At 67.3% G+C, this 14,774-nt stretch carries 17 protein-coding genes; 11 read left to right on the top strand and 6 right to left on the bottom strand.

The window, feature by feature from the left end; genetic code table 11:
* The first annotated feature begins 15 nt into the window (after positions 1–15).
* From ACZK3J_RS05750 to ACZK3J_RS05735, 4 genes are all read left to right on the top strand, one after another.
* Positions 16–792: an enoyl-CoA hydratase/isomerase family protein gene (locus ACZK3J_RS05750; protein ID WP_032127589.1), complete on the top strand. Its 777-nt coding sequence runs from the start codon at positions 16–18 to the stop codon at positions 790–792.
* Positions 793–919: 127 nt separating this feature from the next.
* Positions 920–1,840 (top strand): acyl-CoA thioesterase II, encoded by a 921-nt coding sequence (tesB, locus tag ACZK3J_RS05745; RefSeq protein WP_004148214.1) that lies wholly within the window; start codon positions 920–922, stop codon positions 1,838–1,840.
* Between the two features lie 4 nt (positions 1,841–1,844).
* Positions 1,845–2,354, top strand: coding sequence for a pathogenicity-like protein (locus ACZK3J_RS05740; protein WP_032127591.1), 510 nt, complete (start codon positions 1,845–1,847; stop codon positions 2,352–2,354).
* 163 nt (positions 2,355–2,517) lie between these two features.
* A complete protein-coding gene (locus ACZK3J_RS05735; RefSeq protein WP_478476538.1) occupies positions 2,518–3,735 on the top strand; it encodes an RNA polymerase sigma factor in 1,218 nt (405 codons plus the stop codon).
* 51 nt (positions 3,736–3,786) lie between these two features.
* Here ACZK3J_RS05735 and ACZK3J_RS05730 read toward each other — a convergent pair whose 3' ends face one another.
* Positions 3,787–4,350, bottom strand: a complete 564-nt coding sequence (locus tag ACZK3J_RS05730; protein ID WP_049461453.1) for an EF-hand domain-containing protein — start codon at positions 4,348–4,350, stop codon at positions 3,787–3,789.
* A 156-nt stretch (positions 4,351–4,506) separates the two neighbouring features.
* On the opposite strand from ACZK3J_RS05730, the gene ACZK3J_RS05725 reads away from it, so the two are divergent.
* Both ACZK3J_RS05725 and ACZK3J_RS05720 read left to right on the top strand, forming a co-directional pair.
* Positions 4,507–5,262 (top strand): arginyltransferase, encoded by a 756-nt coding sequence (locus ACZK3J_RS05725; RefSeq protein ID WP_014036368.1) that lies wholly within the window; start codon positions 4,507–4,509, stop codon positions 5,260–5,262.
* A gap of 38 nt (positions 5,263–5,300) precedes the next feature.
* Positions 5,301–6,506: an endonuclease/exonuclease/phosphatase family protein gene (locus ACZK3J_RS05720; RefSeq protein WP_478476536.1), complete on the top strand. Its 1,206-nt coding sequence runs from the start codon at positions 5,301–5,303 to the stop codon at positions 6,504–6,506.
* Between the two features lie 71 nt (positions 6,507–6,577).
* Here ACZK3J_RS05720 and purT read toward each other — a convergent pair whose 3' ends face one another.
* Positions 6,578–7,765, bottom strand: coding sequence for a formate-dependent phosphoribosylglycinamide formyltransferase (gene purT / locus ACZK3J_RS05715; protein WP_149909373.1), 1,188 nt, complete (start codon positions 7,763–7,765; stop codon positions 6,578–6,580).
* Positions 7,766–7,902: 137 nt separating this feature from the next.
* Here purT and ACZK3J_RS05710 point away from each other — a divergent pair, with 137 nt between their 5' ends.
* From ACZK3J_RS05710 to ACZK3J_RS05690, 5 genes are read left to right on the top strand one after another with little or no spacing between them, the layout of a single operon-like run.
* Complete coding sequence (locus ACZK3J_RS05710; RefSeq protein ID WP_478476534.1) at positions 7,903–8,784, top strand: SPFH domain-containing protein; 882 nt, start codon at positions 7,903–7,905, stop codon at positions 8,782–8,784.
* Between the two features lie 45 nt (positions 8,785–8,829).
* Positions 8,830–9,009 carry a type II toxin-antitoxin system antitoxin gene (locus ACZK3J_RS05705; RefSeq protein WP_049398902.1) on the top strand — a complete coding sequence of 60 codons (180 nt, stop codon included), beginning with the start codon at positions 8,830–8,832 and terminating at the stop codon, positions 9,007–9,009.
* Positions 9,006–9,185: a DUF4177 domain-containing protein gene (locus ACZK3J_RS05700; protein ID WP_032127598.1), complete on the top strand. Its 180-nt coding sequence runs from the start codon at positions 9,006–9,008 to the stop codon at positions 9,183–9,185. Before ACZK3J_RS05705 ends, ACZK3J_RS05700 begins: the two co-directional genes overlap by 4 nt.
* 3 nt (positions 9,186–9,188) lie before the next feature.
* On the top strand, positions 9,189–9,782 hold the full coding sequence (locus ACZK3J_RS05695; RefSeq protein ID WP_032127599.1) for a PH domain-containing protein: 594 nt from the start codon (positions 9,189–9,191) through the stop codon (positions 9,780–9,782).
* Positions 9,783–9,791: 9 nt separating this feature from the next.
* Positions 9,792–10,601 carry a M15 family metallopeptidase gene (locus ACZK3J_RS05690; protein WP_149909372.1) on the top strand — a complete coding sequence of 270 codons (810 nt, stop codon included), beginning with the start codon at positions 9,792–9,794 and terminating at the stop codon, positions 10,599–10,601.
* A 511-nt stretch (positions 10,602–11,112) separates the two neighbouring features.
* On the opposite strand, the gene ACZK3J_RS05685 is transcribed toward ACZK3J_RS05690, so the two are convergent.
* The 4 genes from ACZK3J_RS05685 to ACZK3J_RS05670 form a co-directional block, all read right to left on the bottom strand.
* On the bottom strand, positions 11,113–11,484 hold the full coding sequence (locus tag ACZK3J_RS05685; protein ID WP_019659313.1) for a DUF423 domain-containing protein: 372 nt from the start codon (positions 11,482–11,484) through the stop codon (positions 11,113–11,115).
* 104 nt (positions 11,485–11,588) lie between these two features.
* Positions 11,589–12,662, bottom strand: coding sequence for a polyketide cyclase (locus ACZK3J_RS05680; RefSeq protein ID WP_032127602.1), 1,074 nt, complete (start codon positions 12,660–12,662; stop codon positions 11,589–11,591).
* Between the two features lie 234 nt (positions 12,663–12,896).
* A complete protein-coding gene (locus ACZK3J_RS05675) occupies positions 12,897–13,538 on the bottom strand; it encodes a response regulator (protein WP_006424175.1) in 642 nt (213 codons plus the stop codon).
* A complete protein-coding gene (locus tag ACZK3J_RS05670) occupies positions 13,538–14,740 on the bottom strand; it encodes a sensor histidine kinase (RefSeq protein WP_478476533.1) in 1,203 nt (400 codons plus the stop codon). The genes ACZK3J_RS05675 and ACZK3J_RS05670 overlap by 1 nt, the downstream gene beginning before the upstream one ends.
* Positions 14,741–14,774 lie beyond the last annotated feature (34 nt).

Below are 14,774 nucleotides of genomic sequence, written 5' to 3'. Positions count from 1 at the left end.
CAACGAGACCGCAGCATGACGACGCTCATCGAGGTGATCAACCATGGCCCCATCCGCGAACTGCGCCTGGCGCGGCCGCCGGTCAACGCACTGGACACCGAACTGTGCCGGCAGTTGATCCATGCCATCGAGCTGGCCATGGCCGAAGACGCGCACGGCATCGTGCTGTCGGGCAGCGAGCGCATCTTCACCGGCGGTATGGACGTGCCGCACCTGCTCTCGCATGGTGATGACAAGCACAAGTTGTTGGACACCTGGAACGCCTTCTTTGGCGCCGTGCGCACGCTGGCCGAGAGCCGCATCCCGGTGGTCGCGGCGATCACCGGCCACGCACCGGCGGGCGGCTGCGTGCTGGCCCTGTGCTGCGACTACCGGGTGATGGCGCGCAGCGCCGATCCGTCGCGGCCGTATGCCATCGGCCTGAACGAAGTGCAGGTGGGCCTGATCGCGCCGGAGGGCATCCAGCGCCTGCTGCGCCGTGCGGTGGGCGTGCACCGCGCCGGCGTCCTGCTGACCACCGGTTCGCTGGTGCCGGCCGAACAGGCGCTGCAGATCGGCCTGGTCGATGAACTGGCCGAAGGCGACCTGGTGGTGGCGCGCGCCATCGCCTGGCTGCAGAACCTGCTCAAGCAGCCGCGCCAGCCGATGCTGCTGACCCGCGCCATTGCCCGTGCCGACCTGCACGAAGCCCTGCACCCGGACCTGATCCAGCTCGACCGCTTCGTCGAGGCCTGGTTCGCCCCGGATGCGCAGAATGCCCTGCAGGCGCTGGTCGCCCGGCTGGGCAAGTAACCGATAGTGCCGGCCGCTGGCCGGCAACCGCAGGTGCCCCAGGAGGATCATGAGGTTGCCGGCCAGCGGCCGGCACTACCAATGATGGACTGGCCTGCAACGGTATAATCGGGGCCTCTTCATTGCTGTGGCCGCCCCCTTGAACGACACGCCCGAACCCGTCGTCTCCGAGCTGATCGACCTGCTCACCCTGGAGCGGCTGGAGGACAACCTGTTCCGCGGGCAGAGCCGCGACATCGGCACCAAGTACGTGTTCGGCGGCCAGGTGCTGGGCCAGGCGCTGGCTGCGGCGCAGGCCACAGTCGACAACGGGCGCCACGTGCACTCGCTGCACGCCTACTTCCTGCGCGCCGGCAACATCGACCACCCCATCGTCTACGACGTGGACCGTACCCGCGACGGCGGCAGTTTCTCGGTGCGCCGCGTCACTGCGATCCAGCACGGCAAGGTGATCTTCTTCTGCGCGGCCTCGTTCCAGCAGGCCGAGACCGGCGCCGAGCACCAGCACAAGATGCCCGAAGTGCCGCAGCCGGAAGACATCGAACCGAACCGTCCGCTGCCGGCCGAAGTGCTGGAGCGGCTGCCAATCAAGGTGCAGCGCTGGCTGTCACGCGGCGGCCCGTTCGAGTTCCGCCACGTCTACCCGCGTGACGAACTCAACCCGCCCAAGCGCCCGCCCTACCACCAGGTGTGGCTGCGCCTGAGCGAGCCGGTCGGCGATGCCCCGGAGCTGCACCAGGCACTGCTGGCCTATGCCTCCGACTTCCACCTGCTGGGCACCGCCACGTTCCCGCACGGCATCAGCTACTACCACCCGCACGTGCAGATGGCCTCGCTCGACCACGCGATCTGGTTCCACCGGCCGTTCCGTGCCGACGACTGGCTGCTGTACTCGCTGGACAGCCCCAGCGCGCAGGATTCGCGCGGCCTGGCCCGCGGCCAGTTCTTCACCCGCAATGGCGTGCTGGTGGCCAGCACCGCGCAGGAAGGCCTGATCCGCGTGGTTCCCGACCAGGCCGCGGCCGCCGCCGTGCCGGCCAAGGACTGATCCGATGCGCCAGATCTTCAGCAGCCAGCGTGTGGAAACCGTTGAAGGCGTCGCCGAGCTCCTGCGCGGGCATGGCATCGACGTCAAGGTGACCAATGGGCGCTCGTACAAGACCCGTCGCCGCGGCCAGTTCAGCTATACCGACCTGGGCAACGCCAACGCCTACCCGGCGGTGTGGATCGTGCGCGCCGACGACCAGCCGCGCGCGCGTGAAATCCTGCGCGAGGCTCGGCTGCTCGACACCACCCGCCGCGACCATCCGACCGCCGAATTCGCCTTCCGCGACACCGCAGAGACGACCGGCGGCGGCCGTGGCTGGGCCTGGCGCATCCGCATCGCCCTGCTGGTGGTGATCGCCGGCGTGGCGCTGGTGATCGGCCTGCGCCATCGCGGCGCCCCGGCGCCGGTCGCACCGGCCCCTGCCCCGCAGACCCAGCCGCAGCAGGCGCAACCGGCTCCGCAGGCCGCACCGGAAGAGGAAGAAATCCGGGTCCGCATCCAGCCCTCGAAGTGACACACGGGTAGTGCCGGCCGCTGGCCGGCAACCGCAAAAAGGGGACGGAGGGGATTAAGTCGTTTGTGCACAAACGACTTAATCCCCTCCGTCCCCTTTTTTCTGGTCACATCGGGCGCGCGGCTCCGTCATGGGACACAATCCCAGCAGGAGAGCCGCCGCCATGACGACGTTCGCCGCATCGATCGACCAGACCCTGGAACGCGAACTGCCCGCCGCCGCCAGCGGTTGCCAGCATGCCTACGGCCGCATCGTGCTGGCCTGCCAGAACACGGTCACCGCCATCGCCCTGGCCATCACCCGCGACCGCCAGGCCAGCGAGGACATCGCCCAGGAGGCCTTCGTGAAGGGCTGGCAGCAGCTGCACCAGCTGCGCAGTTCGACCAGCTTCCTGCCCTGGCTGCGGCAGATCACCCGCAACCTGGCCCGCGACTGGCTACGCGCCCAGCGCGGACGACCGCTGACCGGCGAGGCCGCCGAGGTGGCGATGGGCATGGCCGCCGACCCGGCCCCGGGCGCGGCCGACCGCCTGCAGCGGGTGGAAGAAGAGATCGCCGCCGAGGACATCATTTCCGCGTTGCCGGCCGACAGCCGCGAAGTGCTGTTGCTGTACTACCGCGAAGGCCAGCGTTCGCAGCAGGTGGCCGACCTGCTCGGGCTCAGTGATGCCGCCGTACGCAAGCGCCTGTCGCGCGCACGCGCCCTGGTGCGCGACGGCCTGCTGCAGCGCTTCGGCGAATTCGCGCGCAGCAGCGCCCCGAGCGCGGCATTCGCCACTGCCGTGGTGTCGATGGTGCTGGTGGCCGCGCCCGGCACGGCCAGTGCTGCGGTGCTGCTCGGCACCGGTGTCGGCATCGGCGGCAGCAAGCTTGGCCTTGGCGGCGCCAGTGTTGCCGGAGGCACCGCGATGGGCTCATTGACTGCCACGCTGGGCCAGCTGCACGTGCTGCCGGCCGAAAGCTGGGGGGCGGTGATCGGCGGCGTGGTCGGTGGTGCGATCGGCAGCTATCTCGGCGGCCGCTTCCTGATGTCGTACACCGAAACGGCGTCCGAGCGCCGCGACGTGCGCCGCTTCCTCTACCTCAACATCATCACCGGCATGTTCTGGTGCCTGGCGATCCTGCTGGCTGTGATGCTGCAGGCGCCGGTCTGGGCGCAGCTGACGGTGCTGGCGGTAGGCCTGGGCGTGGTCAACTACCAGTGCCTGGTGCCGCTGCAGCGGGTGATGGCACCGATGATCGCGCGCGATTCGGCCCGCCGCGGACGCACCGGCATCAACTGGAAGTTCGAATCGATGTACGGCCGCACCGGCATCATCGCCATGAACCTGATGGTCATCGCGCTGGTGGTGTACTCACTGATGCGCAGCGGCCGCCTGTAACGGACAACGCCGGCAGTGCGCCGGCGTTGTCGTCATTCACTGCGTTGAACCTCAGCGCTGCGGCTTCGGCGCCTCGCCATCGCGCGGACCGCCGTGGCGCGGGCCACCGTGCATCGGGCCCTTGGCCGCGTCGAACTCGGCCTTGCTCAGCTGGCCATCCTTGTTGGTGTCAGCGGCAGCGAACCAGGCGTCACGGCGCTGCTTCATGCGCAGCTCGCGGTCGGCCTTGTCCAGGTAGCCATCCTTGTTGAGATCGAGCTGGTCGAAGCGCGCGGCCAGGCGCGGGTCGGCCTTGGCTTCCTCGCGGCTGATGCGGCCGTCCTTGTTGACGTCCAGCTTGGCCCAGCGCTCACCGCCGTGGCCACCACGGCGACCATGCTGCCAGCGCGGCAGCTCATCGCGCGATAGCTTGCCGTCCTTGTTCTTGTCCAGCTCGTCGAACTTCGCGGCCAGGCGCGGGTTGGCAGCGGCCTCGCTGCGGTCGATCACGCCGTCGCCGTTGGTGTCCAGCTTGGCCGGGCGCTGCGCCGGCGTGGTCGGGGTGTCGGCGGCCAGCGCGATACCGGAAGCGGAGGTGCCGAGCAGCAGGGCCAGCAGCAGGGGGGTACGGATCATGAGGTCACTCCTGGGGATGGGAACAGCGTCGGGGTGATCACTTCACCCTCGGGGAACAACAACGCCCGGGCGCGACATCGGTTGACGCCACCGCCGGTTCCATTCATCCGGCGGACAGTCGCCGCCACTGCGACAGGCTGGGGCTATGCTGTGCCCATGGCGATACATGGCGACAGAGACGACGAACTGCGACTTTTCCAGACCGGCGAGCACCCCTGCGGGTACTGGTCGGACCGGGTGGCGCGCGACCTGGTGTTGGACCCGCACGATCGCCGCCTTGGCGGCCTGTACCCGCTGGCACTGAGCTGGGGCTTCCGCCGCAGCGGCGACCTGGTCTACCGGCCACATTGCGCGCACTGCCAGGCCTGCGTGGCGGTGCGCATCCCGGTGGCGCGCTTCGCCCCGGACCGCAGCCAGCGCCGTTGTGCCGCCCGCAATGACGACCTGGAGGTGCGGATCACCGCCGCCACCGCCCGCGACGACCTGTTCGCGCTGTACCACCGCTACCTCACCCACCGCCACGCCAATGGCGGCATGGACGACCACGGCCCGCACGAGTTCGAGCAGTTCCTGATCGGCAGCTGGTCGCATACCCGTTTCATGGAGATGCGCCTGCCCGGCCACGACGGCCAGCCCAGCCAGCTGCTGGGGGTGGCGGTGACCGACGTCACCGAGCATGGCCTGTCGGCGGTCTACACCTTCTTCGACCCGGACCACGCCGCACGCGGGCTGGGCACCTTCGCGATCCTGCAGCAGATCGAATGGGCGCGCCGCGAGGGCCTGCCGCACGTCTATCTGGGCTACTGGATCCGCGGCCACCAGAAGATGGACTACAAGCGCCGCTTCCATCCGCTGGAGGCCTACGACGGTCGCCGCTGGCACGATTTCGACAAGGATCTGGACGGGCGCTGACAAACCGCTGACACCGGGCCGGGTGCACAATACGGCCCATGAACGCCAAACCCCTGATCCTCGCCCTGGCCCTGCTCTGCGGCGCCACCGCCCCCGCCTTCGCCACGTCCCCTGCGATGACCGAAAAGCCGTCCGGCGCGCTGCGCCTGGCCACCTACAACACCTCGCTGTACTCCGATGACGCCGGTGGCCTGATCAAGGAACTGGAAGGCGACAGCGAGCACGCACGCAAGATCGCCGCGGTGCTGCAACAGGTGCGCCCCGACCTGGTGCTGCTGAACGAATTCGACTTCGACGATGCGCATCGCGCCGCCGACCTGTTCCAGAAGCGCTACCTGGACGTCGCCCAGCCCGGTGGCGGCAAGCCGCTGCACTTCGCCTACCGCTACCTGGCGCCGGTCAATACCGGCGTGCCCAGCGGCCTGGACCTGGACAACAACGGCGTGGTCGGCGGCGAAGGCCGCAGCCGCGGCAACGACGCCTGGGGCTACGGCCTGCACCCGGGCCAGTACGGCATGCTGGTGCTGTCGCGCTACCCGATCGATGAAGCCAAGGTGCGCAGCTTCCAGCTGCTGAAGTGGAGCGCGATGCCGGGTGCGATCCGTCCGGTCGATCCGCGCACCGGCAAGAGCTTCTACAACGACCACGTGTGGTCGCAGCTGCGGCTGTCGTCGAAGTCGCATTGGGACGTGCCGGTGAAGACCCCGGCCGGCGTGGTGCACGCGCTGGTCTCGCACCCGACCCCGCCGGTATTCGACGGCCCGGAAAAGCGCAACGCCGCGCGCAACCATGACGAACTGCGCCTGTGGCAGGAATACCTGTCCAACGGTGACAAGCCGTGGCTGTGCGACGACAAGGGCCAGTGCGGTGGCCTGGCGCAGGACGCGCGCTTCGTGATCCTGGGCGACCTCAACAACGACCCGGTCGATGGTGATGGCCGCCATGAGGCGATCGTCGAACTGATCGAGAACGCCCGCGTGCTGCGCTACCCCACCCCGCGCAGCGTCGGCGGCGAGCAGACCAGCCAGGCCTATGCGGCCAAGGGCATCGAGCGCAAGGGCGCACCGTTCCACGCCACCGGCGATTTCGGCCCGAAGTCCGGCACCATGCGCCTGGACTACGTGCTGCCCTCGACCGGTTTCGAGTACATCGGCAGCGGCGTGTTCTGGCCGGCCAATGAAAGCCCGGAAGCGAAGATCGCCGATGGCAGCGACCACCACCTGGTGTGGGTGGATGTGAAATAGCAAAAAGGGGACGGAGGGGATTAAGTCGTTTGTGCCACAAACGACTTAATCCCCTCCGTCCCCTTTTTGCTTTACGGGCGCAGTTCGACGCCGATGGCGTCGGCGGCATCACGCGCGATGGTGCGCGCTTCGTCGATGGTTTCCGCGCGCGCCAGGGTCACGCCGACGCGGCGATGGCCATGCACGCTGGGCTTGCCGAACAGGCGCACGGCGGTGTCCGGCACCTGCAGCGCGGCGGCGACGTTGTTGAAGTACGGCACGCCCTCGCCATGCGCCAGCAGCGCGCACGAGGCCGACGGGCCGCTCTGGCGGATCACCGGGATCGGCAGGCCGAGGATGGCGCGCGCGTGCAGCGCGAACTCGCTCAGTTCCTGCGAAACAAGCGTCACCAGGCCGGTGTCGTGCGGGCGCGGCGACACTTCGCTGAACCACACCTCGTCGCCCTTCACGAACAGCTCGACGCCGAACAGGCCCCAGCCACCGAGGTCATCGGTGATCGCACGCGAGATCTCTTCGGCACGCGCCAGTGCCGCGCTCGACATCGGCTGCGGCTGCCAGCTTTCGCGGTAATCGCCGTCCTTCTGCAGATGGCCGATCGGCGCGCAGAACGAGGTGCCACCGGCATGGCGCACGGTCAGCAGGGTGATCTCGTAGTCGAAGTCGATGAAGCCCTCGACGATGCAGCGACCGGCACCGGCGCGGCCACCGGTCTGTGCGTACTCCCACGCCGGGGCGATGTCCGCCTCGCTGCGCAGCGTGCTCTGGCCCTTGCCCGAGGACGACATCACCGGCTTGACCACGCACGGCAGGCCGATGGCGGCCACAGCGGCGCGGTATTCGGCCTCGGTATCAACGAAGCGGTACGGCGAGGTCGGCAGGCCCAGGGTTTCGGCGGCCAGGCGGCGGATGCCTTCGCGGTCCATGGTCAGGCGCGCGGCGCGCGCGGTCGGGATCACCCGCAGGCCCTGCTCCTGTTCCAGCTGGACCAGGGTTTCGGTGTGAATGGCCTCGATCTCCGGCACCACCAGGTGCGGCTGCTCCTGGGCGATCAGGGCACGCAGGGCCATCGCATCGAGCATGTCGATCACGTGCGAGCGGTGCGCGACCTGCATGGCCGGGGCATCGGCATAGCGGTCGGCGGCGATCACTTCCACGCCCAGCCGCTGCAGCTCGATGGCCACCTCCTTGCCGAGTTCGCCCGAACCCAGCAGCAGCACGCGGGTGGCGGAGGGGGACAACGGAGTTCCAAGCTTGGCCATGGCGGTTCCAGCAGCGATGTGAAGGCGGGTGGGCATTCTAGCTGGCCGACCGTCCCGGCCACGGCATCCGACGAACGGTAGTCGACAAGTGATATCACTTTGATATCTTCATTCCGAACCCTCAAGGACGTACCGCCATGAAAGAGAAGTCGCTGTCTTCGCTCAACGGCCTCGGCACGCTGGCCGGCGCCCTGCTTGTCGCCCTCGCCGGCGGCGCCCTGTTCGTACTGGGGGTAGCAGCCAAGGCCAGCACCGGTTCCCCCAACCTGCTGCTGATGTTGGCAGGCATCCTGATGGCGGCGCTGGCGATCTTCGCCCTGGCCGGCCTGTACACGGTCCAGCCCAACCAGGCGGCGGTGCTGAGCCTGTTCGGCAAATACGTGGGCACCGTGAAGGACAACGGCCTGCGCTGGAACAACCCCTTCTATGCCAAGCGCCGGGTCAGCCAGCGCGTGCGCAACTTCGAGAGCGGCAAGCTGAAGATCAACGAGCTGGACGGCAGCCCGATCGAGATCGCGGCGGTCATCGTCTGGCAGGTGGTCGATGCCTCCGAGGCGGTCTACAACGTGGACGACTACGAGAGCTTCGTGCACATCCAGTCCGAATCGGCACTGCGCGCGATGGCCACCAGCTACCCCTACGACCAGCATGAGGATGGCCAGCTGGCACTGCGCAGTCATGCCAGCGAGATTTCCCAGCACCTGAAGAACGAACTGGCCGAGCGCCTGGCCGACGCCGGCGTGCAGGTCATCGACGCACGCATCAGCCACCTCGCCTACGCCGCCGAAATCGCCCAGGCGATGCTGCAGCGGCAGCAGGCCAACGCGGTGATCGCCGCACGCACGCGCATCGTTGCCGGTGCGGTCGGCATGGTCGAGATGGCCCTGGCCGAACTGCAGAAGAACGGCGTGGTGCAGCTGGACGAGGAACGCAAGGCGCACATGGTCAGCAACCTGCTGACCGTGCTGTGCTCGGACCGCGGCACCCAGCCGATCGTCAATGCAGGCTCGCTGTATTGAGCCACACTCGCAACGGGGCGCCCCACCGCCCCGCCAGGAGCCCCCATGAGTGAGAAGAAAGCCTACCCGCTGCGCATCAACGCCGACGTCCTGGCTGCGGCGCAGCGCTGGGCTGATGACGAACTGCGCAGCCTCAACGCTCAGATCGAATACGTGCTGCGCGACGCGCTGCGCAAGGCAGGACGCCTGCCCAAACCCAAGGCATCGCCGGAGGACAAGGAATGAGCAAGCGCTGGAGCTACCAGACGATCGAGGTCAAGACCTCCATGATGGGCGTACTCAAGGCCGAGGATGTCCAGGCCGAGCTGAGCCGGCAGGGCCAGCTGGGCTGGGAGCTGGTCAACATCATCATCCCGGCGCCGATGCGCCCGGCGATGCTGGTGTTCAAGAAGGAGGCCTGAACCATGGGCGGCAGTGACCCGAAACCCTTTGACGTGGCCGAGAGTTCGCCGCTGCGCGTGCTGTGGATCGTGCTGCCGCTGCTGGCTGCCTTCGTGGCCTGCCTGTATGCGCAGCTGTACAAGGCACCGGCGAACGCACCCTGGATCGAAGTAACGCTGTCGCCGCCCTGGTTCCGGATGGGCGGCAGTGCGGCATGGAGCCTGATCGTCATCGCTGTACTCGCTGTCGGGCTGGGGGCCGCATTCTTCCGCCGCCGGGTGGAGCTGGCCGGCAACGTGCTGGACGTGCGCTCGACGATGTACCGGCGGCGCGTGCCGGTGGCGCAGCTGCGGCTGGACCAGGCCGAGGTGGTCGACCTGCAGCGTGACCGCCGCTATGGCATCCGTGTCAAAACCAATGGCTATTCAATGCCGGGCTTCTACTCGGGCCACTTCCGCCTGCAGGGAGGCGGCAAGGGCTTCGCCCTGGTCACCGACCGTGCGCGTGTCCTCGCCCTGCCGGTCAGTGATGGCAGCACGCTGCTGCTCAGCGTGGACCGGCCGCAGGCGCTGCTCGATGCGCTGCGCAAGGTGGCCGCGTCGGCACCACGGCAGTAAGCTGAGGCGATGCAACGACGCCCGCCCCTGCTGATCAATACCGAGGCCATCGAACTGTGGCCTGCCGACCTGCTGCGCGCGCGCAGCAACCTGGATGCACGCCTGCTGTCGCAGGCGCAGTGGGTGCTGCGGCGCAAGCGTGATGGCCGCTATCTGGCGGCGGTACTGCCGCACGGCGTGCATTCGATGGTGCCGCGCCTGCCGCGCGAGCCCAGGGTCGAGGATGCACTGGCGCTGCTGGACACCGCGGCTGCACGGCCCTTCGGCGCCGGACTGGAAGATCAGTGGCTGCCGCTGGCCGGGTTGCAGCAGCGCCTGCAGCAGCTTGGCCTGGACCCGCAGCGCTACGCCGACGACAGCGGCCTGCCGCTGGAACCCGAACCCTGCCTGCTGCATTTTGCCGGCCGCGATCGCTTCGCCCGCCCGCTGTGGCTGCGCCGTGGCGCCGCGCAGGGCTGGCGGCGGATGCGACTGCATGCGGCACAGGATGGCATTGCGCTGGACGCCATCTCCGGCTTCCGCAGCCATGCCTACCAGTTGGGCATCTTCGAACGGAAGCTGGCGCGCGGCTTGAGCGTGGCGGAGATCCTGAAGGTCAATGCCGCCCCGGGTTTCAGTGAACACCACAGCGGCCATGCGCTGGACATCGGTACACCGGGCGACGCCCCGGCTGAAGAATCGTTCGAAGCCACCGACGCGTTTGCGTGGCTGCAGGCGAATGCCGGTGGGCATGGCTTCCAGCTGAGCTACCCGCGCGACAACCCGCACGGCATCGTCTACGAACCGTGGCACTGGTGCTGGAAACCGGCCAACGGCTGAGCCCCTCGTGGCGGCTGCACGGCGAACTTCATGGAGCTGTCCGGGCGGGTAGGCTGGGCAGGGGACGCCGTGAATCCGTCCCTGGAGGCTTAGCCGCGCCATCCATGGCGCGGATACCCCAGCCCAGCCCACCCGCCCGGCCTCTGACAGTTTCCGTGTGCGTCCGCCACGGAATGGAACAAGAGAGCAAAGACAAAAGCGGGTCGCTTCGCTCGAAGCCTCTATAACGGATCAGCGCGCGGCTGTTGGGTCCGCCTTCAAGCGAGCCGAGCACCGCAGGTCCGACGAGGGCGAAGAGGTGCTTGCGATTCTGTAGAGCCGAGCCATGCTCGGCTGCTCTCCGCACCGTTCCTCGACGGACCGAGGAGCACAGGGTACCGATGCGCAGCATCGGCTCGCGGCCGGCGGCGCGTTTCTTTTGGTTACTTTTCTTTTCGCGCGAAAAGAAAAGTAACGCCCATGAACCCTTAGGATCGCATCGGCATGGATCGAAGCGACAGCCCTGCGACCGTCACCGCCTCAACGCATTGATCGCCAGCAACACCCATCCGGCCATCATGCTGGTGCCACCGATCGGTGCCATCCGCGTCGGCCACTGCCACAACGCACCGCCCACCAGGCTGCCGGAAAACAACAGCACGCCCAGCAGCAGCACGTACAACGCCAGGTGCGCGATCGCGCCCTGCGCGCGCGGCCCGAGCGCCACCAGTACCGCGCCATGCGCGAACGCATAGAGCGCCGCCATGTTCAGGTGCTGCTGCGCCAGCGGGTCGGCCACACCGTGCGAGGCATAGGCCGACAGGCCGATAGAGGCGGCGGCCAGCAGCGCCCCCAGGCAGGCCAGCAGTGATGGCTTACGTGCGCGACGTTCGAGATTGAACATGTGGGCTCCTTGCGCAGCGCCCTTGCCGGGCGCCAGATGAAAAAAAAACGCGCCGCAATGAGCGGCGCGTTTTCGTGTCCAACACTACATGGGTCAGCCGAGGCTTACTTGACGGCCCAGTAGATGTCGTAGGTCGCTTCCGGGGTGAACGACTTGTCCAGACCGTCCTTCCAGGTTTCGTACGGGCGATCGACCACTTCCGAACCGTTGGTCACAGCCCAGGCACGCAGGCCGTTGCGGGCCACGTCCAGACCCGCCATGTGGCCGGTGTAGGCGGCATGCGCCGAACGGTGCGGGGCCACGTGCACGTACTTGACCGGAGCGCCGCCGTCGATCTTGACGGTCAGCTCTTCAGCGGTGGCACCTTCAGCACCCTTCTTCTTCACCGGCTGGGCGATGTCGAAGGCGTACTTCTCCTGACCGAAATCGGTGGTGATGATGCGGAACGGACCGGCGGCTTCAAGGCCATTGGCCTCCATCACGCGCTTGATCCACTCCTGGTTGTCCTTGATGGACTTGGTGATCGTGTCCTGACCGCGGTCCACGTTACCGGCGTTGACGACCAGCAGGTCTTCAGCCGGCACATTGACGATGGCCAGATCGGTCAGCGGGGCTTCCGGGGTGCGGTAGTCCACGTTCGGGACGCTGGCCAGCATGTTGGCCATACGCGACAGACCCATCTTGATGTCGTCGCCGATCTGGCGGCTGACATACAGGCCGGCATAACGGCCGAACAGGTCGAAGCCGTACTTCACCGAGTAGTCCTGGGTGATCTTGACGTTGCGGCCACCCTTGCCGGTCGGCTCCAGCGTGAAGGTGGTGATCTTGTCGTGACCCTTGGTGGCGTCATCGATGGCGATCGCAACACGCTTGTTCTCTTCGGCTTCGGTGATCTTCCAGGAGCCGGTGCCCAGGTCCTTGGAGGTGAAGTCGAGAGTGGCACCGACGCCGGAGGCCGGGCCGGACAGCTTCAGTTCAACGGCGGGATCGCGCAGTACCAGCGGGTTCCAGTCCTTGAAGCGGCGCAGGCTGCTGACCGTGTCGTACACGATCGTCATCTTGCGGTTGGTCTCGATGCTTTCGGTGATGTGACGCTCGCCCGGCAGACATACGCCAATGATGACGAACAGGCCAGCCACGATCCCCAAGGCGATCAGGAACTCGATAATACGGGTCATTCAGAGAGTCTCCGGGGCCGATCCCACGGCCGGGTTGATTGAAGCGAAGCGCCAATCCTAGCAGGCTTCGCGGGCATTGTTTATCGGGATTGGCGCACCGGTTTCCCTGCCGGCTGCGTATTTGTATGGACAAAGAATTCGAAGGGTACCGCATACCGATACCCGTGAAGTAGGGGGCAACCCCACCCGAGGGCCATGACTGGACCTCAAGTCATTGTCCTGAAAAGGTTTTCCTCAGACCAGCTGGAGTTCGAACGCCTTCAGTACGGCGCGCGTACGGTCGCGCACGCCCAGCTTGGACAGGATGTTGGACACGTGGTTCTTGATGGTGCCTTCGGCCACACCCAGCGAGTTGGCGATCTCCTTGTTGGAGAAGCCACTGGCCATCAGGCGCAGGATCTCGGTCTCGCGGTCGGTCAACGGGTCCGGGCGGTCCAGGCTGACGAACTCGTTGCGCATGTGCTCCAGGCCGGACAGCAGGCGCTGGGTCACGGCCGGCTGCACCAGCGAACCGCCGTCGGCCACGGTGCGGATGGCACCGACCAGCTGCGCCAGGGTCACGTCCTTGAGCAGGTAGCCCTTGGCTCCGGCCTTGAGCCCGGCCAGCACCAGCTGGTCGTCGTCGAAGGTGGTGAGGATGATGGTCGGCGGCAGCTGCTCCTGGCGCGACAGCACCTGCAGCGCCTCCAGCCCGGACATCACCGGCATGCGCATGTCCATCAGCACCACGTCGGGGCGCACCTGCGGTATCAGTTCGACCGCCTGCCGGCCATCGCCGGCCTCGGCCACCACCTCGATACCGTCGTCGAGCGCCAGCAGGGAGCGGATTCCCTGCCGCACCAGGGTTTGGTCGTCGACCAGGCAGACGCGAATCATCAACGCACTCCTTCAGGAACCTTGGTAAGGGCGGCCACCAGCACCGTTGCCGGCACCGTCGCCCGCAGCCGGAAGCCTTCACCGGGAAGGGTTTCGACCTGCAGCTGGCCACCACATTGTTGCAGGCGCTCGCGCATGCCGCGCAAGCCATTGCCCACATTGACCATATCCGCGCCGACGCCGTCGTCGCGGGCCTCCACCACCACCCGGTCGGGGGCTTCACGGTACACCTTGATCCACAGGTGGCGGGCGCCGGCATGGCGCACCGCGTTGGTGATGATCTCCTGGGTACAGCGCAGCAGCACGTGGGCCCGCTGCGGGTCCTCCACGTTCAGCGGATCCTCGATCTCCAGCTGGATGTCCAGCGAGGGCACGTTCTCGGTCAGCGGGCGCAGCGCCGCCGCCAGATCGATGGCGCCGGTCTCGCGCAGCTGGCTGACCACCTCACGCACGTTGCCCAGCAGCAGCTTGGCCAAGGCATGCGAGCGCTTCACATGTTCCAGCGCCTGGCCCTCGGCCAGGTGACCGGCCACTTCGAGGTTCAGGGTCAGTGCGGTCAGCTGATGCCCCAGAAGATCGTGCAGCTCACGCGAAATGCGGGTTCGCTCGTTGACGCGGGCGCTTTCGGCCAGCAGGGCACGAGTGGCACGCAGCTCCGAATTGAGCCTGCGCTGCTCGTCGCGGGCCTGGGTCTGCTGTCTCGCGACAAGGCTGGTCACGAAGATGAACATGGAAAAGCCGCCATACAGCAGCGATTGCATCACGGCTTCGAACAGCGGGAAGTTCAGCAGTATGTAATAGACCGGGGCCACCGCCAGCTGGCTGACCAGCAGCCACAGCACGCACAGACGCGCCGACAGCATCCACGGAATGACGCCGGCAGCCACCATCATCAGGATGCTGCCCAGGCCCGAACCACTGAGGAAACTGACGCCCAGCGCCGAAACCGTCAGCAGCAGCAGCAGGCCGCGGTCCAGCCAGGTGGTATGACTGTCGCTGTCACTGCGCAGGAGGCGGGTCAGCCAGTAGTACGCGGCGCCGAAGGACAGGTAGGCGACGAACAACAGGATCGCCCAGCTGCCCATATCGCTGCGGCTGTGCAGGTTCTCGAATTGCGAGTACGCCAGTGGCAGGCCGACCATGACCCAGGTAAACAGGCCGGCCAGACGGAGGACGCGGGTATGGCTGAGGACTCCCAACATGCCAGCACTCTACGGGCCCGGCCCGCGTCGCGCA

This window comes from Stenotrophomonas sp. 86428_Sma (assembly GCF_056481585.1).
The sequence above is the reverse complement of the archived record's forward strand: the minus strand, read 5'-3'. Positions and strand labels throughout refer to the sequence as shown.